At 42.1% G+C, this 21,913-nt stretch carries 23 protein-coding genes and 1 pseudogene; 21 read left to right on the plus strand and 3 right to left on the minus strand.

Annotation, left to right across the window (positions count from 1 at the left end; translation table 11 throughout):
* The first annotated feature begins 286 nt into the window (after positions 1-286).
* The 19 genes from B9G53_RS05785 (at position 287) to B9G53_RS05875 (ending at position 16,289) form a co-directional block, all read left to right on the plus strand.
* Entirely contained in the window at positions 287-763 is a 477-nt protein-coding gene (locus tag B9G53_RS05785; protein WP_094530111.1) for a hypothetical protein, read from the plus strand.
* A 109-nt stretch (positions 764-872) separates the two neighbouring features.
* Complete coding sequence (locus B9G53_RS05790; RefSeq protein WP_094530113.1) at positions 873-1,358, plus strand: DUF1269 domain-containing protein; 486 nt, start codon at positions 873-875, stop codon at positions 1,356-1,358.
* A 74-nt stretch (positions 1,359-1,432) separates the two neighbouring features.
* Positions 1,433-1,903 (plus strand): DUF1269 domain-containing protein, encoded by a 471-nt coding sequence (locus B9G53_RS05795; protein WP_094530115.1) that lies wholly within the window; start codon positions 1,433-1,435, stop codon positions 1,901-1,903.
* Positions 1,904-2,234: 331 nt separating this feature from the next.
* Entirely contained in the window at positions 2,235-2,426 is a 192-nt protein-coding gene (locus B9G53_RS05800; protein ID WP_094530117.1) for a hypothetical protein, read from the plus strand.
* 31 nt (positions 2,427-2,457) lie between these two features.
* On the plus strand, positions 2,458-3,864 hold the full coding sequence (locus B9G53_RS05805) for a PRC-barrel domain-containing protein (protein ID WP_094530119.1): 1,407 nt from the start codon (positions 2,458-2,460) through the stop codon (positions 3,862-3,864).
* A 100-nt stretch (positions 3,865-3,964) separates the two neighbouring features.
* The gene (locus B9G53_RS05810) at positions 3,965-5,686 is read left to right on the plus strand and encodes an HAD-IIB family hydrolase (RefSeq protein WP_094530121.1); all 1,722 of its coding nucleotides are present in this window, start codon (positions 3,965-3,967) and stop codon (positions 5,684-5,686) included.
* 390 nt (positions 5,687-6,076) lie between these two features.
* A complete protein-coding gene (locus B9G53_RS05815) occupies positions 6,077-7,117 on the plus strand; it encodes an iron-containing redox enzyme family protein (protein WP_369682994.1) in 1,041 nt (346 codons plus the stop codon).
* A gap of 78 nt (positions 7,118-7,195) precedes the next feature.
* Entirely contained in the window at positions 7,196-7,453 is a 258-nt protein-coding gene (locus tag B9G53_RS05820; RefSeq protein ID WP_176453110.1) for a DUF3891 family protein, read from the plus strand.
* A gap of 14 nt (positions 7,454-7,467) precedes the next feature.
* Positions 7,468-8,226, plus strand: coding sequence for an SAM-dependent methyltransferase (locus B9G53_RS05825; protein ID WP_094530128.1), 759 nt, complete (start codon positions 7,468-7,470; stop codon positions 8,224-8,226).
* A gap of 212 nt (positions 8,227-8,438) precedes the next feature.
* Positions 8,439-9,200 carry a fatty acid desaturase gene (locus tag B9G53_RS05830; RefSeq protein WP_217901517.1) on the plus strand — a complete coding sequence of 254 codons (762 nt, stop codon included), beginning with the start codon at positions 8,439-8,441 and terminating at the stop codon, positions 9,198-9,200.
* 258 nt (positions 9,201-9,458) lie between these two features.
* On the plus strand, positions 9,459-10,973 hold the full coding sequence (locus tag B9G53_RS05835) for an FAD-dependent oxidoreductase (protein WP_094530131.1): 1,515 nt from the start codon (positions 9,459-9,461) through the stop codon (positions 10,971-10,973).
* Positions 10,974-11,070: 97 nt separating this feature from the next.
* Entirely contained in the window at positions 11,071-11,274 is a 204-nt protein-coding gene (rd, locus tag B9G53_RS05840; protein ID WP_094530133.1) for a rubredoxin, read from the plus strand.
* Between the two features lie 134 nt (positions 11,275-11,408).
* The gene (locus B9G53_RS05845) at positions 11,409-11,945 is read left to right on the plus strand and encodes a Dps family protein (protein ID WP_094530135.1); all 537 of its coding nucleotides are present in this window, start codon (positions 11,409-11,411) and stop codon (positions 11,943-11,945) included.
* Positions 11,946-12,050: 105 nt separating this feature from the next.
* Entirely contained in the window at positions 12,051-13,184 is a 1,134-nt protein-coding gene (locus tag B9G53_RS05850) for an alpha/beta fold hydrolase (RefSeq protein ID WP_094530137.1), read from the plus strand.
* A gap of 31 nt (positions 13,185-13,215) precedes the next feature.
* Positions 13,216-13,560 carry a hypothetical protein gene (locus B9G53_RS05855; protein WP_094530140.1) on the plus strand — a complete coding sequence of 115 codons (345 nt, stop codon included), beginning with the start codon at positions 13,216-13,218 and terminating at the stop codon, positions 13,558-13,560.
* Positions 13,561-13,573: 13 nt separating this feature from the next.
* The gene (locus B9G53_RS05860) at positions 13,574-14,245 is read left to right on the plus strand and encodes a glutathione S-transferase (protein WP_094530142.1); all 672 of its coding nucleotides are present in this window, start codon (positions 13,574-13,576) and stop codon (positions 14,243-14,245) included.
* Positions 14,246-14,338: 93 nt separating this feature from the next.
* Positions 14,339-14,758, plus strand: a complete 420-nt coding sequence (locus B9G53_RS05865) for a DUF1772 domain-containing protein (RefSeq protein ID WP_254923571.1) — start codon at positions 14,339-14,341, stop codon at positions 14,756-14,758.
* A complete protein-coding gene (locus tag B9G53_RS05870) occupies positions 14,758-15,030 on the plus strand; it encodes a hypothetical protein (RefSeq protein WP_094530146.1) in 273 nt (90 codons plus the stop codon). The genes B9G53_RS05865 and B9G53_RS05870 overlap by 1 nt, the downstream gene beginning before the upstream one ends.
* Positions 15,031-15,554: 524 nt before the next feature.
* The gene (locus B9G53_RS05875; protein ID WP_094530148.1) at positions 15,555-16,289 is read left to right on the plus strand and encodes a hypothetical protein; all 735 of its coding nucleotides are present in this window, start codon (positions 15,555-15,557) and stop codon (positions 16,287-16,289) included.
* A 115-nt stretch (positions 16,290-16,404) separates the two neighbouring features.
* On the opposite strand, the gene B9G53_RS05880 is transcribed toward B9G53_RS05875, so the two are convergent.
* On the minus strand, positions 16,405-17,664 hold the full coding sequence (locus B9G53_RS05880) for an aspartate aminotransferase family protein (RefSeq protein ID WP_094530150.1): 1,260 nt from the start codon (positions 17,662-17,664) through the stop codon (positions 16,405-16,407).
* 199 nt (positions 17,665-17,863) lie between these two features.
* On the opposite strand from B9G53_RS05880, the gene B9G53_RS05885 reads away from it, so the two are divergent.
* The gene (locus B9G53_RS05885; protein ID WP_094530205.1) at positions 17,864-19,549 is read left to right on the plus strand and encodes an adenylate/guanylate cyclase domain-containing protein; all 1,686 of its coding nucleotides are present in this window, start codon (positions 17,864-17,866) and stop codon (positions 19,547-19,549) included.
* Positions 19,550-19,568: 19 nt separating this feature from the next.
* Here B9G53_RS05885 and B9G53_RS05890 read toward each other — a convergent pair whose 3' ends face one another.
* Both B9G53_RS05890 and B9G53_RS05900 read right to left on the minus strand, forming a co-directional pair.
* Positions 19,569-19,709: a chlororespiratory reduction protein 7 gene (locus B9G53_RS05890; protein ID WP_094530207.1), complete on the minus strand. Its 141-nt coding sequence runs from the start codon at positions 19,707-19,709 to the stop codon at positions 19,569-19,571.
* A gap of 452 nt (positions 19,710-20,161) precedes the next feature.
* Positions 20,162-20,765: pseudogene (locus tag B9G53_RS05900) on the minus strand (hypothetical protein).
* A gap of 203 nt (positions 20,766-20,968) precedes the next feature.
* Between B9G53_RS05900 and B9G53_RS05905 the strand changes: the two are divergent.
* Positions 20,969-21,886, plus strand: a complete 918-nt coding sequence (locus B9G53_RS05905) for an NAD(+) kinase (RefSeq protein ID WP_094530154.1) — start codon at positions 20,969-20,971, stop codon at positions 21,884-21,886.
* Positions 21,887-21,913: the final 27 nt, after the last annotated feature.

A 21,913-nucleotide genomic window follows, 5' to 3' on the forward strand; every position in this document is an offset into this window, starting at 1 on the left:
TGGTGCTGTCATGCACAAGCTATTGCGGCAGGTCTTTGGTGTTCTCAAGTCTCAGCGTTCTTTCGATCCTAATTTTGTCCAAATTCCCTCTTGACTTTTTGGTGCTTAAGACAGTATCTACGGGGCAAACTCTCACAACCCATTTAGGATTGCTATAGCTATTTTGTGTTTTGGTATTACAGTTTATTTCGTACTCAATCAACTCATTCATGAAGTTAAACACTGGCTTGCAATAGTGTTTATAGGAAACAGTTTCCAAGTATTAATTAAATTAGGAGGAAATTCTATGAAAGTTGCTCAATTTCTGAAGCGATTTCTGATTATGGTCGTTGTCTGTGGATTAATCTCTTTTGCCAATGTCACTCCTGCGATCGCATCTCAGGACAATCAAATCATTGACAACCTGACTATGCCGAACATTCAGAAGAAAGCTGAAGATGCATTAAAGGGTAGTACCTACGATACTAATCAAGAATATACGTCTGATGATGGATCGAATCAAGGGCTAAATGAGATTCAAGGAACTGCTGATTTCAACAAAATGAAGCGAAGTTCCAATGAAAATACACCACCTGTTGTAAAGCAAGTAGAAAAGGCTTTTGATAAAGCTGGTGACAAGATGAACTCGGCTACAGATGGCTCCTTAGATAAGGCTGGTGATGCAGCTAACTATGTTAAAGACAAGGCAGGAGATGTTCTGAACTCTCTGACTGACAAAGCTAGTGATGCCGCTAAAGCAATCAAAAACAAAGTTAAATCTTAAACAAGATTAGAACTTACTTCTTAGCAGTAAAGTTGTGTGCGGCTGAGCCGCACACAACTTTACTACTAAGAGCTTATGTATCAAGAAAAATTATAAACTGGAGAAATGAATGAGTAGTCTAATTGCGGTTGGCTTTAAAGATGAATTCACTGCTGACGCAGTTTTACTGGAACTCCGAAAGCTGCAAAAGGAGCATCTAATTGATTTAGAAGATGCGGCAGTCGTGATTAGAGATAAAGACGGAAAAGTAAAGATTAAACAAACTCAGGAACTGACTACTGCTGGAGCATTAAGTGGAGGTTTTTGGGGTCTATTATTTGGTTTCATCTTTTTTAATCCTCTTTTGGGTTGGGCTGTTGGCGCGATCGCAGGCGGGATTTCGGGAGCATTGTCAGATATTGGGATCGATGACAACTTCATCCGCGAAGTGGGTAGTACCATTGAGCCTAACACCTCTGCTATTTTTGTACTTGTAAGAAGAGCCACTCCTGACAAAGTATTAGAAGATCTCAGTAGATTTAAGGGCAAAGTTTTGAAGACTTCTCTATCTAATGAAGATGAGGAAAAGCTACAAGCCGTCCTCACTAAAGCATAATCTATAAAACAGTCGGTACTTTGTGCCGACTGTTCTCATCCTAAAATTATTCATGTTAGAAACTTAAGAAATGAATGAATACTTTAATTGCGATTGGTTTTAAAGATGAGTTTGCTGCTGATGAGGTAATACTAGAACTGCGAAAGTTAGGACGAGATAATCTAATTAACTTAGAAGATGCGGTGATCGTGATCAAAAATAAAGATGGAAAAATACGAATTAAGCAGACTCAAAGAATCACTACTGCTGGTGCATTAAGTGGAAGTTTATGGGGGATATTAGTTGGTGCGATCTTTTTTAACCCTGTTTTAGGCTTGGTAGTTGGCGCTTTAGTAGGAGCAATTTCTGGATCTTTGACAGACAACTTCATCCGAGAAGTGGGCTGTACTATTTCACCTAGTACTTCGGCGATGTTTGCGTTAGTAAGAGAATCTACTCCTGATCAAGTATTAACCGATCTCAGCAGATTTGAGGGCAAAGTTCTTAGAACTTCTCTATCGCATGAAGATGAGGCAAAGCTACAAGCTGTTTTGACAGCAGCCTAACCCATTGCATTTTAGAGCGTGTTTGAGAAGTTTTGCTTTAGCCCCCCTAGCCCCCCAATTCTGGGGGGAACCAGATTCAAGTCCCCCAGAATTGGGGGATTTAGGGGGCTAAAACATTGGCTTTAGCTAAAAACTGCATGTATATTAACTTCTCAAACACGCTCTTATTCTTGAATTGGTGCTTATTTTAGAAGTGAACTTTGTAACACTTTATTTCATATTAACCCAATTCAATCAAATCACCCAAGAGGCTAAACATTCTTCTGTAATGGTATGAACATAGAGAAGTTTAGAATTTCTCTATAGAAACATATAACTTGCGAGGAAATATATGCCTAGACTTGTAGGAAAGAAAAGTAATTCGGCTTTATATACTGGCTTAGCGATGTTGATAGCTGCGGCAGGAGTCGTCGCATTAGAATACTTTGGAGTAATTGATCTGGTTCCTAATTTTGGCAAAGATGCTGAAGTAAAGAGTAATTCGACTAGTCAACCTGTAAGAACTAACAAACCTGTCAATTAAGGTTAACTTTCACCAAATTTAGGAGAATAAAATGCGTAACGGTAAAGGGATGATTGGTAAACCTGTAGTCGCTTATGACTCAGGGGAAGAATTTAGAACAATTGTAGACCTGATTTTTGACCAAGAGAATAATCAATTATTAGGTTTCCTTGTTGATGAAGGCGGTTGGTTTAGTAATGCGTTGGTACTACCCTTAACCAATATTCAGGCGATCGGTGCTGATGCCGTAATTGTTGCCTCTAGAGAGGCGATCGCTTCTGCTACCGAATTCCCCGCAATGCAAAGTATTTTGGAAAGAGATAATATCTTGAAAGGTACGCGAATTATGACCCTTGATGGTCGTGATTTGGGAACGATGGTTGACCTTTACTTTGATGACACTACTGGTGTGATCGAAGGGTATGAAGTGTCGGGGGGTATCTTTGCCGATGCTTATTCTGGACGTTCTTTTGTACCTGCGCCTGACACTTTGAAGATTGGTGAAGATATCGCCTTTGTACCTTCAGAAACTGCGGACTTGATGCAAGAGCAAGTTGGTGGGATTAGAGGTGCGATGAATACTGCAAGTGGCAAAGTGCAGGAAATGGCACAATTTACAGGTGAAAAAGCTCAAGAAGCAGCACAATTTACGGGCGAGAAGTTCCAAGAAGCGACTACCTTTGCAGGTACTAGCTTTACTAATGCTGTTGTTGATCCTGAAGAACAAGAAACTTTTGTATTAGGAAAAGTTTCTCAAAAAACTGTAGAGACTACCGATGGTATAACCTTAATTCATGAAGGACAGGTTGTGAATTCATCACATATCTTGGCTGCTCGGAACCTGAATATGACCAACGATCTCTATCATGCAACGGGAGGACTGGTGACAGAGAGACTGGGCGAAAGATTGTCAGGGGTGGTTACAGGGCTGGGTGCAAATATCGGTATTGAGCAAGCCCAAGGTCGGCGCGTGAATAGAATGATTTTTACGCCTGAAGGCTCAGTTGTGGCTGTAGAAGGTCAAATTGTAACTCCAAAGGTCATCGAAAGAGCAAAAACTCACCATCAAGAACAAGCTCTATTAGAAGCAGTGGGTCTAACTACGGGTGATGCTTTGCGTGTTACTGGTTCCAATGTTGGACAACAAGTAAAGGATGGAGCAAAGGGACTGTGGGAGCAAGTAAAAGAAACTGCAAGCAATTTGCAGGATCATGGCACTCAAGCGATTGAAGAAAAAAGGATTAAAGGAGCTTTGGGTCGTCCTGTCACTCGCGTGATTCTCGATCGCAATGATGAGGTGATTCTCAATGTTGGCGAATTAATTACGCATCAAGCGATCGCAATTTCCCGTGATGCTGATGTCTTAGAAGTCTTACTTGATTCAGTTTATACAGAGACTCCAAATTTATCTCTAGATGATTTACGCGCTCCTGAATCTGGCAAAGCAGCTTTAAGCTAAATTAATCACAAGCCCAAAGTTGTAAAGTTTCGCTCCTTACGGAGCGAAACTTTACAACTTTGGGCAATTTGTTTTCTACAAATACTTTTATTCAAAACTTATGCACTATTTAATATTAGCCACAGATTACGATGGAACCTTAGCCAAGGATGGAAAGGTATCAGAGGCAACTCTAGATGCCCTCAAGCGCCTCCAAAAATCAGGACGCAAGCTGATCTTAGTGACAGGAAGACAGCTAGAAGATCTGATTGAAGTCTTTCCTGAGACTAGCCTATTCGATTGTGTTGTAGCTGAAAATGGAGCCGTAATCTACTTTCCCTCAACTCGCGAAGAATTACTACTTGGTGAATTACCACCTGAGAAATTTGTCAATGCTCTGCGATCCCGTAATATCGATCCCCTCTCAGTCGGTAAAGTGATTGTGGCAACATGGGAACCCAACGAAACTGAAGTACTGACTGTAATTAGAGAACTAGGATTAGATCTACAGGTGATCTTTAATAAAGGCGCAGTCATGGTCTTACCCGCAGGAGTTAACAAAGCTTCGGGGCTGAGTGCTGCTCTGGATAAGATGGGTCTATCTGTCCGCAATACAGTAGCCGTTGGTGATGCGGAAAATGATCTTTCCTTCCTGAAATTATGCGAGTTTTCTGTCGCAGTCGCGAATGCTCTACCATCGGTTAAGGGTGAAGTGGATTGGGTGACAGAAGCGAGCCGAGGAGAGGGTGTAGTCGAATTAATCGAGAGATTATTAACCCTAGACCTAACCGAAGACCTGCGAGAATCCTCAATTTTGCCAGATCGACATCGCATTGTCTTGGGTAATCTTGATGGCGATCGCGAAACCTATATTCAACCACTTAACCGCAATATTTTGTTGGCGGGAATCTCTGGTGGCGGTAAATCAACCTTAGCGACAGGATTAATTGAAAGGTTTATCGATAAGGGCTATCAGGTTTGTATTATCGATCCCGAAGGAGACTATCAAAGCTTTGATCGGACGGTCATTTTGGGAAATGCTCAGCAGATTCCTAGTTCCGCAGAAGTTTTAACCGTCTTAAGTAAGCCAGAACAAAATCTAATCGTCAATTTAATGGGAGTGAAAATTGACGATCGCCCGCTATTTCTCGCGCAACTCCTACCTTCTCTGTTAGAAATGCGGGTGCGAACTGGTCGTCCCCATTGGATCGTCATTGATGAAGTGCATCATATGTTTCCTTCATCGTGGAACGCGGCGGTGACTTTGCCTCAATCTGTTAATGGCATTTTGATGGTAACCGTTCATCCTGAGCATGTCGCAACTTCGGCTTTGTCGCTCATTGACACGGTGATTGCTGTCAAGTCTCCAATGCAGACCTTTACAGATTTTTGCAACACGGTAGGACATCAGCTACCCAATGCTCCACTTCCCTCAGAACTGGCTTCAGGCTCGGGAGTAGCTTGGTTTCTTAAAACTGAAGAACAGCCATTTCAATTTAAGGTGATCTTACCTGTGCAAGAACGTCAACGACATATGCGGAACTATGCAGAAGGGAATTTGGGCAACGATCGCTGTTTCTTTTTTAGAGGCGAAGATGACAAGTTAAATCTCAAAGCACAGAACTTGATCATGTTTATGCAACTTGCCGCAGGAGTGGATGATCGCACTTGGTTACATCATTTGCATCTGCAAGATTACTCGAATTGGCTCCAGAATTCAATTAAAGATGAATCCTTAGCGAAGGAGGTCAGCGAGATCGAAAAAACTACGGAGCTATCGCCTGCTGATAGTCGAGATCGCATAAAAACAGCGATCGAGAAACGCTACACATTACCTGCTTAAGACAATTTGGATATAGCGCTTTACGCTTTGTTAAAACCCAAAAAAAATCTTAAAAGGCTTGCAAAGCAAGCCTTTTAAGATTTTTTTGTACTATATAAAGCCTCAATAGACTGTAATCATGCATCTCAATTCTTAAGCTGCCATTAAACCTTAGACGTAATCAATCAATTCATTCACTAACTCAAATAGGACTATGTCAACCTAGTGAACTATTAGATCTAATACTTCACTAAGTTGACCTAATTTACGGTAGCGGTCTAACAATTAGTGAGTTAATTCTTTCTCAATAACATTTTTTATAAACTCTATTAAATAAATTCTATTAAAATTATGATTTCATATGCAACTTCAACATTAACAAGTAGAGTAAGGTTAGGCAACTTACAGCCTATGGTGGGCATCTGTAGTTATGAACAAGCCGATCAACAATTTGCTTGGCTTATTAATCTGCAAAATTTAGACCCGCGGGTAAAAAGAGAACCCATTCTAATTAGAGAGTTTGAAAAATTTCTCTCTTTAGCCTTAACTGAAGCGTATACAGAAAACTCGCAAGCTGAACGAGCAAATTGGTTTTTACAGCGATCGCTATATAGGATAAATCGACTCAAGCTGTTTTGGTATGACTCTTTAGAGCTATATACAAATGAGCGCTCTACTTATATTGAAGAAATACGCGATCGCATTGAATCGGTCTGGCAAGAATGGGAATTAACCCAACTAGATATCCAAAAAATCCAGCAATTAGATGTCAAGCAAGCTCTGCAAGAACGAGCAGATATAGACTTAAATCCTCCTATATCTGAGTCAAAACGTTATCTGCGAGACGGGATTGATTTAGAGGGATACAAATTGCTACTAGCGATCGCCTCTTTAGATGGATTAGTCGAAGCGAGTCGTCTTTCAAGAATTTTGGGTGGTGCTAGCAACGAAATTCAGGCAACTCTGATGCGCGTACTACTCGAAGAATATGGCAACGGTCGGCTGTCCCGTAAGCACTCTACTTTCTTTGCTCAGATGATGGCAGAATTTGGGTTGAGAACTGAACCAGAAGCTTATCTTGATCTCGTGCCGTGGCAAGTTTTGGCAAGTATCAATCACAATTTTTTGCTAACAGAACGAAAACGACATTTCCTTAGATATAACGGGGGATTGACATACTTTGAAATAGCGGGCCCTGCAATTTACACCGACTACTTGGAGGCAGCGAAACGAATGAGACTTTCAGATGCGGCGATGAGCTATTGGGAGTTACATATTCGGGAAGATGAACGTCATGGGCAATGGATGCTTACAGATGTTGCTTTCCTCCTAGCCGATATGTATCCCAATGATGCTTGGGAATTAGTACTGGGCTATGACCAAGAAAAATTGATGGGCGATCGGGCTGCGGCGGCAGTCATGACGCTAATTCAAAATTCTAATTTTAAATAACTGATGTTACCGTGAGTTGCTAAAGATCCCCCTCAATTCCCCTTTACAAGGGGGAAGAAGATAATTCTCTCCCTAATCTTGGTACAAAGACAAGTGCCAGAAGATGGGAGAGCCTTAGAGATTACCAGTGGTATCAGCCAGCAGCGTTACGATCTGCTCTGTTTGGAGAATAAACATTTAACTTTAGAACCTTGGCTCTTTGAGGATCATGAGTTTACCGTAAATGTGGAATGCTGCCATTTGTCAGATCTTAAATACGATGACAATCAAACCTTGATCAAAGCTCTCAAGCAAGCCCCGATCACCAGTCTGGAATGGATATTTTCTAAACAATAAATATTGAGAATGATATGAATAGACTTTTATTGCGTTCTAAACCGATAGTTAAAACCTATACAACTAACTATGTAGCTCAGGAGGTGTTTTTCTGTCCTGAAGAATCACTGTTTTATTCTCAATGTCTCGAGAGAATGGTTTTGAACACCTGCGAGGATTGCAACTCCATTGTGGAGTTTGGCGCAGGCGATGGCAGTCCCGTGATTAATAGTCTCCTCAAAAGTCAATTTTGTGGGTTAATTCAGGGTTATGAGTTAAACGCTAAATCCTGTGAAGTAGCTCAGTTTCGGATTGACCGCTATAACCTTAGCGACAAGTATGTTGTGCATAACTCTTGCTTTTTCCAAAGAGATTGGCAATCTGAAGGCAGCTATTTGATCTCTAATCCTCCCTATTTGCCAGCAATCACCAACGATCTCTATATGCCTACTTTGCATGGTGGAACTGACGGATCATCGATAACTAAGCAACTTCTTGGTTTGGATTGCCCAAGTGCGATGTTGATGATTTCGGCATATTCTGATCCTGTGGACACAATTGAGTATGCGATCGCCCAAGGCTATCAAGTGCAAGACTTTATGACTTCACCGATGAATTTTGGTTATTACAGTTCTGAACCCAAGGTAAAACAAAGAATAGCCGAAATGCACAGGCATGGTAAAGCTTTTTATTCCTCAAACATCTATATTCTCGCGGGTGTTCTGTTTAAGAAAAGCCACAAATTGAAAGCAGATTTGTCTATGGAATTGATTAAAATGATGACCGCCTTATAGCGCGTAAAACGCTAGATGAATCTCTTCATCTTGATGATTTTCATTAATAACTGGTGTTACGTGGAACCCTTATCCCCCTCTCCGTCAGTCTATCGTGTAACACAGCAGGGGCGAGTTTAGTTGAGAATTCTGTGCTAAAGCCAGATCTATATGCAAAACCTGCCCCTACTTTAGAAACTTCCACATAACGTCAGTAATAAATAAAACTACCTATGAATTTATCTTCAGAAAATTCCGACACTTCAGTTCATACCATATTTGATGACTCGAAAATTGGTATGGCTGGAGTAGCGATCGCTCTGTTGATTATTACAATTTGGGCGATTAGTTTTTATTTTTTATTGAATTCTGTATCGGTGAGGGAGATTTCTTTGGGTTGGGTCGGAGTGATCATACTATGGCAAACTTTTCTTTGTACTGGGCTTTTCATTACTGCTCATGATGCTATGCATGGAGCAATTTTGCCGAAGCATTATCAAACAAATAACTTTATTGGTTCTCTTGCCCTTTTGCTTTATGGCTTTTTCTCCTATGAGCAAATATCAAAAAAGCATTTGCAGCATCATCATGCTCCCGCTAGTGAATCTGATCCTGACTTTCATGACGGTACACATAAAAAAGCGATCGCTTGGTACATCTGCTTTATGCAGAGGTATTGGAGTTGGTGGCGGTTGACAATTTTACTGTTGGCATATGTCAGTATGCATAGCTTTCTGCATATTGCCTATGCCAATCTAATTCTATTTTCGGCAGTTCCCGCGATTTTAAGCTCGGTTCAGGTTTTCTACTTTGGGACTTTTCTCCCCCATCGAGAACCCATCGGTGGTTACCAAAATCCTTCTCGCGCCCAAAGTATTTATCGCCCTTTCCTATGGTCATTCCTCACTTGCTATCATTTCGGCTATCACCAAGAGCATCATCTACAACCCAATATACCTTGGTGGAAACTTCCTTCAATTATTACAAAAAGATAAAGATAGTATAAAGCGTCGCTAAAGAACCAATTTTTGATGGCACAGCTTCGCCGCACTATCAAAAATTGGTTCTTTATATTACTGCGCGTTTTTTCTTTCATTACAATTTATTTCATAATCAATCAACTCATTCAAGAAACAGAACACTGACTTGTGATAGTTAGCGAAGGACATACCTTCCAAATTCCAAAGTATTAAATTAGGAAGATATTCTATGAACTCTGCACAGTCTTTTCACACATCAGTTTTTAATTCGCCATGACAAATCTATCTGGAAAACATGCCTCCTTTTGGATTGAGTCCACTCCTGCAACTACCTATCCCTCTCTTGAAAATAGGGTTTCAGTGGATGTGGCAATCATTGGCGGCGGTATTGTCGGACTGACCGCAGCGACACTGCTAAAACGGGCTGGAAAAACCGTCGCGATCATTGAGTCTAGACAAGTTGCCGCAGGTGTCAGCGGTCATACTACTGCTAAAGTTACAGCATTACACCAATTGATATACGCTGATTTAATTAAGCAAATCGGCGAGCAAAAAGCAAAACTTTACGCAGAATCTAATCAAGCTGCGGTTGAGCAAGTAGCAACTTTTGTTGCTGAAGAGCATATTGATTGTGATTTTAGTCGTCAAAGCTCTTACACTTTTGCGGAGCCAGATAGTGAGCTAGATCAAATTAAAGATGAAGTGGAAGCCGCTCTTAAACTTGGACTTCCCGCCACCTTTGTGACAGAAACATCACTGCCCTTTGCGATCGCTGGAGCGATTAAGCTGGATAACCAAGCTCAGTTTCATGTTCGTAAATACTTGCTACATCTTGCTAAAAATATTGCTGGCGATGGCAGCTATTTATTTGAAAACACCCGAGTGCAGAAAGTTGATGAGGGTGATTCCTGTTACGTTGAGACGGATCTGGGAGTAATTACTGCTCATGATGTAATTGTCGCAACAAATCTCCCGATTTTAAACCTAGGGCTTTTCTTCGCCAAAACCTATCCCGAACGTTCCTACATCGTGGGCGCAAAAATCGATCCCTCGAACGCTCCTGTGGGAATGTATATCGGCAGTGGCGAATCTTCTCATTCGATTCGTACCACTCCCTATGAGGATGGACTACTCCTCTTAGTTGGCGGTGAAGGGCATAAAGTTGGCACAGTTACTAATACTGAGGACTGTTATCAAAAACTAGAATCCTATGCTCGCGATCGCTTCAACATTGACACATTTGCCTACCGATGGTCAAACCAAGATATGGTGTCATTTGACAAGCTTCCCTACATTGGCAACTTGACTCCTTTCAACAAACATATTTATGTTGCCACGGGATTTAGTCTCTGGGGCATGTCAAAGGGAACCATGTCTGGCATGATCCTGACTGACTTAATTCTCGGAAAAGAAAATCCCTATACAGATCTGTATGATTCACTGCGTGCGACTCCATTTGTAACAGTGGAATCGGTCAAACAAGAAGCTGATGTGGTAACTCGTTGGATCGGCGATCGCTTCAAAGGTTTGTTGTCTAATTCTTTTGCTGAGGTGGCAAAAGGTGAAGGCAAACTACTAACCATCGATAATGAGAAAGTGGCTGCTTACCGCGATGAAGAGGGAACTGTCCATGCTGTTTCCGCGACATGCACTCACCTCGCTTGTATCGTGAGTTGGAACAGCGCTGAGAAAAGTTGGGATTGCGCCTGCCACGGCGCAAGATTTAGCTGCGACGGCAAAGTGATTCAAGGACCTGCTGTCAAGGACTTGGAGCAAGTCGTTAGCTAAATTCACCACCTTGGTGGTGGGCATAGTGTGTGGCTCTTTGCACTTCACATTATGCGCTTCTAAAATCATTTTTATATTTAGGAATTTGGAGTCAAAAATGGAAAAGTATATCTGTAAAACCTGTGGATATGTCTACGATCCTGCGATCGGCGATCCAGACTCAGGAATTGAGCCTGGTATTCCCTTTGGAGCTTTGCCCGATGATTGGGTTTGTCCCAAATGCGGAACCCCCAAGGCTGACTTTGAGCCAGAAGATGCGCCAGCAACTGATGTCCCATTAATGGAACCAGCCCTAGTCTAATCTTCCATTTACAGAAGATCCCCCCCAGCCCCCCTTAAAAAGGGGGAAGAATTTTCTTCTTTCCCCTTTTTAAGGGGGATTGAGGGGGATCTCTTCGAGTCTTTAACCAACACCATTAATTCAAGAAAATCATTATGAAAACCATCAATATTGGACTAACCGATACTCAACGACAAGGCGTAATTGACCTCCTCAACAACGATTTGGCTGACAGCTATTTGCTGCTAGTCAAAACAAAAAAATATCATTGGGATGTCGTTGGCCCCCAATTTATGACCTTGCACAAACTATGGCAAGCGCATTATGAAGCCCTCACCCTCAATGTCGATGCGATCGCTGAACGGATTAGAATGCTCGGAGGCTACCCTGTTGGCACGATGGAAGGATTTCTGAAAATCTGTTCTCTCAAGGAAAATGCTGGCAAGGTTCCAACCGCAACAGGCATGGTATCGCAATTGCTAGATGATCACGAACAGGTGGTACGGAACTTGCGTGAACACATCGAGAAATGTTGTGAGAAGTTTAAAGATGATGGAACTGCTGACTTTTTGACTGGTTTAATGGAGCAGCATGAAGAGATTGCATGGATGCTTCGTTCTTTTGTCGAAGGTGAAGCGCTTGAATCCAATGGTGCAAAGCCAGAACCTAGTAAAAAAACTGTGGGAGTTTAAAAAACTCCAATATTAAACAAGAAGGGGCAATTCCTGAATTGCCCCTTCTTGTTTAATTCGTAAGGGATCATCCTGAAAGCCCAGATCAACCTAATAACTAAATATATGTCTATTTTTCCCTTAGCTCCGCTAATTGTCTTGTTGTTAGGATTACTTTCTACAGCATTGCTTGGTTTCGGTATTTATTTTGTAATTGGTTGGTTTCTGGGTTCGATCACAGTTGTCGCTTTACTTATCTCAGGGCTCGTCATGTTAGTTTTTAGCCTATTAGGACGATTTATAATCCTATGGTTGCTAGCTAGTCCAGCCGAGAATGAACCAACGCCTTCTCGTTCTAGAGAGGTTAGACAAATTCACCGACCCGATGGAAGAGATATTCACGTTGAATTCTTCGGTGATAAAAATGCTCCACCGATCATTTTTACCCACGGATGGAGTTGTAATAGTACGCATTGGTATTACATTAAACAAGCTTTAGAGGATGAATTTCGATTAATCCTATGGGATGTACCAGGGACAGGGAAATCTGAACAAATCCCTGATAATGACTATAGTATGAAGAACTTAGCGACTGATCTCGAAGCTGTCCTCGATTTAGCAGGAGATAAGCCAGCGATTATCTTTGGACATAGTATGGGTGGTATGATTTTATTAACATTCTGTCGTCTATTTCCTCAACATTTAGGAACGCGCGTGGCTGGTATTGGTTTGGTTAATACCACTTTTACTAATCCAGTACATACTGCTCCATTCGCAAATGTCTTGCGAGTCTTACAAAAGCCCTTGTTAGAGCCAATACTTTACTTGATGATTGGTTTATCGCCAATTGTCTGGGTGCAAACTTGGATGAGCTATTTGAATGGAACTGCACATATTTCTGGAAGATTTTCTTCTTTTGCGGGTCGTCCAACTATTGGACAGTTAGACTATGTAACTAATCGCTCCGCACGAGTCTCTCCCTCAGTTTTAGGGCGACAAATGTTAGGGATGATGCATTACGATGCAACTGAAGTTCTCAAGAAGATTCAGATACCAACCTTGATAATTTCTGCGAATAAAGATGGGGCTACGGTTGTCGAAGCAAGTCACTACATGCACGATCAGATAGAAGATTCAGAATTAGTGGTTCTCGCGCCTTCGGGACATATGAGTATGATGGAACAACATCAGCAATTTGTTGAGGCAGTGGCTAGTTTTGCGAGACGCTGCTCTCGTTCAGCTTTTTCTTCCGTAAACTAATGGAAAACAAATTTTTAATAAAGATTAGATAATGTTTAAACTATCTACTAAGTTATTTGTGGCACTATTGGCGATCGCAACAACATTCTTAATGCTCTATTTGCAGCCATTGTCAGCGAAGGCTATTCTGTCCGATTCAGTGACGACTCCTCAACCTGAATTGATCGCAACTGCCGAGACTGCTCCTTATCTCGAAACCGCAGTCTTGGGAGGTAAACCGATCAGTGTGCTATACGTAACTCGTGATGGTGATACGGTTTTGGTTCGTTGCTATCCAAACTATCAGCCAATCATGAAGGTTCGAGCGATGGGTAGTAACCCTGATGCAAACACTCAAAAAGAAGGAGTTGTGACCTGTCAACCTGCTTCAACATAATAAGAGAAATTTTATGATCACCGTTCACCACTTAAATAACTCTCGCTCCCAACGTGTACTTTGGCTACTAGAGGAACTTGGACTCCCATACGAAATTAAGCGCTACGAACGTGATCCCAAAACTATGTTGGCTCCCTCTTCTCTACGTGAGGTACATCCACTCGGTAAATCACCTGTGATTACTGATGGTGAACTAACCTTGGCTGAATCGGGAGCTATTGTCGAGTACTTAGTCAGATGCTATGGCAACGGACGACTAGTTCCTGCTCTAGACACGCCAGAACATTTGCGCTACACCTATTGGTTGCATTACGCCGAAGGTTCGGCGATGCCACCGCTATTGCTGAAGCTGATCTTCGATCAAATTGAGAAGAATCCTATGCCCTTTTTTGTGCGCCCGATCGCTAGATCAATTACAAATCGCGTCAAAAGCTCATTTATTGAACCTCAGATTACCCAACACCTAGATTATATGGAAACGGAGATTAGCAAAAGTACATGGTTTGCAGGCAATGAATTTACCGCAGCCGATATCCAAATCAGTTTCCCTCTAGAGGCGGCGGTAGCAAGGGCTGGACTGAACGAGAGTCGTCCAAAACTTATGGCATTTTTGAATCTCATCCACAGCCGTCCTGCATATCAGCAAGCACTAAAGCGTGGTGGAGCTTACGATCTTTTGAGTTAATCGGAATACCTATTGTGAGGCAAAGCAAAATCATTTATCCGATTTTGGCGATTCATTACGCTGATGCTGGCTTCATTTAGTCTTAGTTTGTCGATGACACATTTGCTAGAGTTACCGCAAAGAATGCAGTTTGACCAACAACTTTGGATCAGAGTGACAGTCATTGAAAATATTTATCGGTTGTTTGGAACAGTCGGTGCAGTCTTTGAAATTGCCGCTATTTTGTCCGCATTTATGCTCGTATTTCTAGTTCGTAAACATGGTTCAACATTTTATTGGACATTCTGCGGAGCAATACTCTTAGCGATCGCATTTGTGAGTTGGATTATATTTGTCGCACCAATGAATGCGGAATTTGCTATATGGTTAACGAATTCCATTCCATCAAATTGGATGCAGTATCGTGATCAATGGGAATATGCCCATGCAACTAATGCCTTTATCAAGATCATAGGACTAAGTTTTCTTGTAATCTCTATACTTGTAGAAATACCAAAAAAGCGAGCGGTTTAATGGAAGATACGTTGTTTAATAAAGTGTTTCGGGACAGCGAAGGCAAAATTGTTCTAGCACAGATGCCAAACTTACCTATTATCGTTTGGGTTGCAGCTACTGTATTAAAGCTAATTTTTACAACAGGTAAAATCAATATTGGATTAGAAGTAATCGCTTTTGGCTCTTTGTTTACTTGGGCATGGGAAGAATTATTTCAAGGCGTTAATTACTTTCGCAGAGCATTAGGGCTTCTGGTACTTATTAGTTTAATTGCTTTGAAAATCCAGTGATTTTATTAGCGATGCGATCGCGAAGATAAAATTGTAAATATTTATGGGTTTTTTATACAACTTCTGCAATTGATATATTACTCAAACAGGATTTCAGACAATAGCATGACTATACTGATATCTATTTTTGAAACAGCTACAGACATCTCGCCTGCCGATAGTCGCGATCGCCTTAAAACAGCGATCAAACAGAGCTATACCCTACCTGCTTAAAAAGCTAAGAGATTGTGCTATCCGCTAAGCGGATAGCACAATCTCTTAGCTTTTTAATATAGTGAACACTTGAATATTTGATACTTCTTAATTCTTAAGCTGCTATTAAGCTTATGTAAATTCAATCAATTCATTCATGAAGTCAAACATGGCTATGTCAAATTAGGCAATATAAGTAGCTAAGCGCAACTAAATATTTCCCCTTAAAAAGGTGTGGCGCACGCTGCGCGTGTGCCACACCTTTTTTGGGTTCTGGTTTTTTAATTATACCAAGCTACTTCCAACTGAAATAATTCACAAAGGAATAAACGATGAAACTTAATCTTCTGACTGGGCTAACTCTATTGATGATTAGTAACTTTGTGTCTGGAGTAAAAGCGGAGACAATTAGTTCTTCTAATTGTGGATGGGTAAAAGATTGTGCGATCGCAGTCAGCAAGAAAGAAGTTGCTAAATCAGTAATACCCTCAACAAAGTTAGAGAAAGTTGAAAATATCATTCAATCACCAGAAGAAAAAATATTAACAGTCGAGACTTTAACTGAGCGTTCGCAAGGTAATGCAACTAGCCTCAAAGGATCTACAAACTCCATTTCTCAAATCGTACCTCCCACTGACAGTAACGGGAATCTTATATTTAGATCTACGCGATCAGGACCAAGTTATCTGGGAGTGGGGGCTAATTTCGGTTTAACTGGAGGAAGTGATTTAGGCGGGACAAGCTTCGCAATCATTAGTAAACTTGGCTTGACTGAAGTTATATCAGTTCGTCCTAGCGTTCTCATACTAAGAGACTTTGCAACTATTTTACTTCCTGTAACTTATGATCTTGCACCTCAGCAGTCTTTTGGAGATTTGCAGTTCTCTCCCTATATAGGTGGCGGAGTTGCGATTAATACTGGCTCCAATAGTAGCGTTGGCCCCATGATTACCGCAGGGCTTGATGTTCCTCTATCGTCAAGATTTACAATCAATGTAGCTGCAAATTTAGCCTTTTTGCGTACAACTGATTTGGGCATTTTGGTTGGAATTGGATATAACTTTTAAATTTTGCGATCGCAGTTCTCCAAAATATAGCAACGCAAGAGATAGCTAGGACATAAAACCCAAAAATAGTAATGGCGGCGCTTTGCGCCGCCATTACTATTTTCGGGTTTACAGCCTAAAAACTCGCGATCGCCTGTTCGACAATAGCTAGTGCTTGATCAATCTCCTCAGCCGAAACAATTAGTGGAGGCACAAAGCGCACCACCTTCACACCCGCAGGCACTAATAACAAACCATGCTCAATTCCTGCGGCAACCACATCACGGGCTTGGATTTGGCTAGATTCTTGTAAAACCAAACCATCGATTAAGCCCCAGCCACGGACTGAAGCAATATGTTGGGGAAAGCGATCGCAAATGGCTTGCAATCCAGTCCGCAGTTGTTGACCACGTTCTCTCGCATTAGCGATCAGATTATCTTTGACCATCGTGTTGCAGACCGATAGAGCCACAGCACAAGCAAAGGGATTACCGCCAAAGGTACTCGCATGATCGCCAGCTTCAAACACATCACAACTCGCCTTACACATCATTGCACCGATGGGAATGCCGCCGCCTAAGCCCTTTGCCGAAGTGAAAATATCGGGCTGAATGCCGAGATTTTCATAACCCCAGAGCATTCCACTGCGTCCCATTCCCACTTGGACTTCATCAATAATCAGCAGAATTTTCTTCTCATCACAAATTTCCCGAATACGCGAAAAATAGGCGCGATCGCCGGGATTAACACCGCCTTCTCCTTGCAATGGTTCGAGCATGATCGCGCAGAGTCTACCTTCATATTTTTTGACGGCATCTTCGAGGGCGGCGATATCATTATAAGGAATGTAATCAAAACCTTGGACGAGGGGCGCAAAATTCTTGTGATATTTGGGCTGCCCTGTGGCGGTGACGGTGGCAAGGGTGCGTCCGTGAAAACTAGCATTTGCCGTCAAAATCAAGGGATCTTCGATACCTAGCTTGGTATGAGCATATTTACGTGCTAGTTTAATCGCTCCTTCATTAGCTTCAGCACCAGAGTTACAGAAAAATGCTTTGTCCGCACAGGAGTTTTGTACCAGCCATTTAGCCAATTGACCTTGGGGTGCAAAATAAAACAAATTAGAGGCATGGTGCAAAGTTTGGATTTGCTCAGTCACGGCTTTGACCATTGCAGGATGTGCGTGTCCCAACGTACAAGTAGCAATGCCAGCCACAAAATCCAAATATTCTTTGCCTGTGCTGTCCCAGACTCGGCAACCTGCGCCGCGCTCTAGCGCGATCGGGAAGCGAGCATAGGTACTCATCACATATTGATTAAACTCCGCGATCGCATCAGTTGCGACTTGCGGATCGGCTTGAACTTGAGATTGTACTTCTAGCGTAGTTGGCGACATGGATAAAAATGTGATAATGCTGTTAATTTCATTATGAATGATACGAGAGTTTTCGTAGGTACTTCTGTAGTGGAATTAGCGAATAAACTCAAATTTTTTATTGAAAGTTTTGCTTGGCAAAACTTTCAATAAAAAATTTGAGTTTTACTTCAGTGCTTTGCGCTGTAATGATATTGCAGTAGTCGCAGTAGGAAAAAATATGCCATACATTATTCAAAATCAAGGTACTCCCCATGAGCGCGTCTGCGATCTAAGACATGGTATAAATACGATCGGGCGCGGACTAGATAATAGTATTGTCGTAGAGGATGATGCTCGGAGTCTGTCACGTCATCATGCGGAAATTCAGGTAACAGATAAAGGGCTATATGTTACCGATTTGAATAGTAGTAATGGCACTTTTGTTAATCAGGTCAAGATTATTCAACAAAAGCTCAATCATGGGGATTTGGTGCAGTTTGGTAGTGTTGTATTTCGATTGGTTGATGAATCACAATCTGGTACAAATTCTACTAATCAAAATGCAATTCCGAATTCAGGTTTATCGATTTTAATGCGCGTTTCGCCAGAGAAATCTCGTGTGAATATGCAAGATTTGCTGCAACAGCAGAAGCTGGAAACCTCAGGCTCAGTGCTGATGATTCAAGGTACAGATGAGGTGCAGAGGACATCGGCAAAGTTACGAGTTTTGCTAGAGGTCAGCCAAGAATTAGCCTCTCCTGAAGCGTATTCAGCTTTACCTGAAAAGATTTTAGAATTATTGCTAAAAATCATGTCAGTTGATCGCGCCGTATTGTTACTGGTCGATGAGAAAACAGGATTACTAGAGCCAAAAGCCTACAGATTTAGCAATCCCAATGCGACGGCTGACCTTGATTTTTATAGTCGCAAAATAACTAACTTTGTCTTAAAACAAGGCGATGCGATCATTAGTGATGATGCTTCGCTCGATCGCCGTTTTGATAGTTCTCAGTCAATTATTCAGCAATCGATCCAAGCGGCGATGTGTGCGCCATTAAAGCCAAGAGATCACGCGATCGGCGTATTGTATGTGGATAATCTATCACGTGGTCATGCCTACCATAAAGAAGATCTAGAATTTCTCAGTAGTTTGGCAAATCAGGCGGCGATCGCGATCGAAAATGCCCATCTCTATCGCAATATGCAATCAGAAGTAATCCGCCGCACCAAATTAGAGCGATTTTTCCCGGCCGCCGTCAGCAAAAAAATTGAAGAAGGATGGGACTTAAATCGGATTATCGAAACCGAAGTGACGGCTCTATTTTCTGATATTAGCGGCTTTACAGAGATGACCGCACCCATGCAACCCCGTAAGGTTTTAGAATTCTTGAATGAATATTTCAAGGTGATGGTTGAAGATATTGTCTTCCCCTTTGGTGGCACATTGGAGAAATATATTGCTGATGCTCTCTTAGCAGTCTGGGGTTCCCCCTATCAAAAAGAAGATGATGCGATTATGGCGGTGAATGCAGCGATCGCTATGCAATGGGCGATGAAGCAATTAAATGAAGATTGGACAGAACAAGGACGCGATCTGCAAATCCAGATTCACATTGGACTAAATACGGGTATGGTTGCCGCAGGAAATATTGGTTCCGAAAATCTGATTCAGTACACCAATATTGGCGACACGATGAATGTGGCTAGCCGCATTTGTACAGCCGCAAAAGCTGGAGAAGTATTTATTTCTGAAAGTACTAAAGCGAAGATTTCCAGTCATAATCTGCCATTAGAAAAGCTGGATCTAATTAAAGTAAAGGGTAAGGAAGAGGCTTTACAGTTATATCGAGTCCTTTGGCAAAATATTGATGTTAAAGAGATGCTTAGCAAGTCCAAAACCAGTTTTTCGGCTGAAGTCTCCTAGCTAATAGGCGCAACTTGGGTTATTTATCGAGGCGGACGACGTACCATTGCCATGTACCGCGATCTCCACAGTCGAGATCGCAAGCAGCTTTAATCAAGCGCTGGACTTGCTCGTTAATTGTGGCGAGATTTTGTAAATTTATGAAATACTGACTTTGAATAGGAAGTTACAACAGCTTTCAAAGCTGGAGTTATTAGCTTGTGGGATGGTGTGGTCATCCAAAAACAGAAATAAGTTTTCTCGTAATTCTATAGCCATGTAATTTTTGCTTAGGACATAAAACCCAAAAGATGAGTGGCGGCGCAAAGCGCCGCCACTCATCTTTTGGGTTTTGATTTGTCCTAGCTATCTCTTACGTTGCTATAGATATCGCTTTTTTAATCCTGAGTCCATCTTACTGAGTCGGTAACAGAGTTAGAATAATGTCGAGGTCTCGATACAGACAGTATTGGTAACGGGTAGAGTCAGCTAAATCTGACCATCGCCTTCGCAGTACAAAAGCTCGTAGCAGTAGCTTTTTCATTCTGCCAGAGAAAATCTTGTCTCCTGCATCAATTCCATACTGACAATCTCTGAGTTGATGGGCAAGACAAACGGCACTGGTCTGGTCATTTAAGACGTGAGGGCATGAAAGCCGCGCAATGATAGTAACTCCAGCATGGAAAGCGGTCGAGAATATAGCCCGATCACCATAACTGGGGCCTTGTTTTTACCTAAGCCTAAATGCGGTCTTACCCAGTTATGAACTAATCGTTGTACTGTAACTGCTCGTTGCAATCCATCAGGATTCTTCGCATACAGGTTTTGTCTGCGGCGATATGCACTACACCGTCTTCGTAAGGCACTGTTGTTTGCCTCATTGTGATTGGTATGAAAGTCACTCTTGTCGCTAATAGCTGTATAAGGATGTTCTGGATTGAGCCTTTCGACACAACGATTGACCTGTGAGCCTTTGATTTTGATGGCGACTTTGAGGTAAACACTTGCCATTTGCCACAGTTGTTGGGCATAGCGTCTTTCTCCATCCGTAAACCATCGGATATATTGAATCATTTTTGCCCATTGCCATGCTGTTTTCGTTGCTTTAGCAAATAGTTCATTCGTTGAATCGCTTGCCGTATCCTTTGCATAAATAATTCTGGATGGCGTTTCCGTCTTGGTGGTAATCCTTGCCATTCTTGACTGTCTTTCCGCTTTGGCAGTGGGGACATTCTATGTCTTTCTCCTTGACTCTGCCTCTTTATTTTACATCTCACGTCTTAACGGACCAGTGCCTGCAGCAGTCAATGAGGATTCCTAAATAAATCCCGAATAAACTTTAATATTTCCACAACTTATCACAGGCTAAAAGCCAAGAGCTAAAGGCTATAATTACAAAACTGACAAAAATTTTTGAAATAATCTAGGTAGTCATTGAGCGTGCCAAAAGTCGGAATTATATACAACGACTCAAAACCTGTCGCTAAGCGTGTAGCCCTAGATATGAAGTTGTGGCTAGAAAAGCGCGGTATCCAGACTGTTATGGCGACAGGCAATGGCGGCATTTTGGGCTATGGCAAGCCAGATGCTCCTGTTTGTCACACTTTGATCGAGAGTTTAGTACCCTTAGGATTTGATCGTGAGATCATGTTTGCGGTGGCTTTGGGCGGCGATGGGACAGTACTATCCGCCTGTCGTCAAATTGCCCCACTCGGCTTACCAGTATTGAATGTCAACACAGGGCATATGGGTTTTTTAACGGAAACCTATTTAACTGACTGGGAAGAAGCGATCGCCCAAGTCGTCGAGGGGCAATATGTCGTTGAGCAGCGATCGATGATGACGGTGCGCGTTTACGATAGCCAAGGATTGCTCTGGGAAGCCCTATCGTTAAACGAGATGGTACTGCATCGCGAACCCTTAACCAGTATGTGTCATTTTGAGGTGCAGATTGGTCGTCACCTCCCCGTTGATATTGCCGCAGATGGCGTGATTATTTCCACCCCTACAGGCTCAACTGCCTATGCACTTTCCGCAGGTGGCCCCGTGATCGAGCCAGGGATTCCTGTATTTCAGCTTATTCCCATTTGCGCGCATTCAATGGCTTCACGGGCTTTAGTCTTTGCCAATACCGAGAAAGCGATCGTCACACCCGCCAATCGCCATCGTTTAGTGCTAGTTGTCGATGGTAATGCAGGATGTTATGTCTATCCAGACTATCGGGTTGAAGTAGAGCGATCGCAATATCCTGCAAGGTTTATCCGCTTGCAGAAAGGTGAGTTCTTTAAGGTCTTGCGTGAAAAGTTAGGCTGGGGACTACCACATATTTCTAAGCCAACTTTGGGCGAATTGACTTAAAATTCATAAGATTAGAGAGGTGCAAAG

Origin of the sequence: Pseudanabaena sp. SR411, assembly GCF_002251945.1 — a bacterium.
In the GTDB taxonomy this organism is placed as follows: Bacteria; Cyanobacteriota; Cyanobacteriia; order Pseudanabaenales; family Pseudanabaenaceae; genus Pseudanabaena.